This is a genomic window from Clostridium sp. CCUG 7971 (genome assembly GCF_017590215.1).
Lineage (GTDB): Bacteria > Bacillota > Clostridia > Peptostreptococcales > Peptostreptococcaceae > Faecalimicrobium.
Window position 1 is genome coordinate 1 of sequence record NZ_JAFFPK010000229.1, and the last position, 876, is coordinate 876.

Here is an 876-nt window from a genome sequence, read left to right on the forward strand (position 1 = left end):
GGGGTGCCAGCATCTTCAAATGGAGAATTAGTTAAAAAGGCTGCAAATATAGTAAGAGAGCTTGGTAGAGAAGTAGCTTCACCTAAAGAAGCTCGTGAAATACTAGGTTTAGAGGTTAATATATTAAGCACACAAGAAGCTTAAACTATCTAGGGGGGATAAAATGAGCAAAGTTATATCTGTAGAAACATTAAAGAATCTTTTTAAAGATGATATGACTATTATGGTAGGTGGATTTTTAGGATGTGGAACAGGAGAAATTCTTATAGATTCACTTATAGAATCTGGTGCTAAAAACTTAACTATAATAGGAATGATACTTCTTTGTGGATAAAGGAATAGGAAGACTTATAGTAAATAATCAAGTTAAAAAGGTTATAGCCTCTCATATAGGAACAAATGCCCAGACGGGAAGACTAATGAATGAAGGCAAATTAGAAGTTGAATTATCTCCACAAGGAACACTTATAGAAAGAGTAAGAGCAGGTGGATTTGGTCTAGGCGGAATATTAACTCCAACAGGAGTGGGAACTTTAGTTGAAGAAAATAAAAGAAAAAATAACTGTAAATGGTAAAGAATATTTATTAGAATTACCACTAAGAGCAGATATAGCACTTGTAAAAGGGTAGTGTCGTTGATTCATTTGGAAAGTACAGGTTTTATAGGGGGAACTACTAAAAAACTCAATTCCAATTGATAGCTATGGCAAGTGATTTAGTAATAGTTGAAGCTGAAGAATTAGTGGAATCTAAAGACTTAGGAAAAAGAGATGATAATGACTCCAGGGTGTAGTCGTAGATTACATAATAAAGGAGGCGAAAATAAATGAATCCTAAAGAGATTATAGCTAAAAGGGTAGCTAAAGAATTTAAAAA

General features: G+C 33.2%; 3 protein-coding genes. All 3 read left to right on the top strand.

Annotation, left to right across the window (positions count from 1 at the left end; all coding sequences use genetic code 11):
• Nucleotides 1–3: 3 nt before the first annotated feature.
• The 3 genes from JWF52_RS18950 to JWF52_RS19560 are packed head-to-tail and all read left to right on the top strand — an operon-like array spanning nt 4 to nt 575.
• Nucleotides 4–144, top strand: coding sequence for a 3-keto-5-aminohexanoate cleavage protein (locus tag JWF52_RS18950; RefSeq protein WP_353654991.1), 141 nt, complete (start codon nt 4–6; stop codon nt 142–144).
• Between the two features lie 19 nt (nt 145–163).
• Nucleotides 164–334 (top strand): CoA-transferase, encoded by a 171-nt coding sequence (locus tag JWF52_RS19555; RefSeq protein WP_286184287.1) that lies wholly within the window; start codon nt 164–166, stop codon nt 332–334.
• Entirely contained in the window at nt 327–575 is a 249-nt protein-coding gene (locus JWF52_RS19560; protein ID WP_353654990.1) for a CoA-transferase, read from the top strand. Before JWF52_RS19555 ends, JWF52_RS19560 begins: the two co-directional genes overlap by 8 nt.
• The last annotated feature ends 301 nt before the right edge of the window (nt 576–876 follow it).

Bases quoted from the DNA above. Each gene is read 5' to 3' on its own strand.
- JWF52_RS19555 (WP_286184287.1), top strand. From the start codon at position 164: ATGAGCAAAGTTATATCTGTAGAAACATTAAAGAATCTTTTTAAAGAT.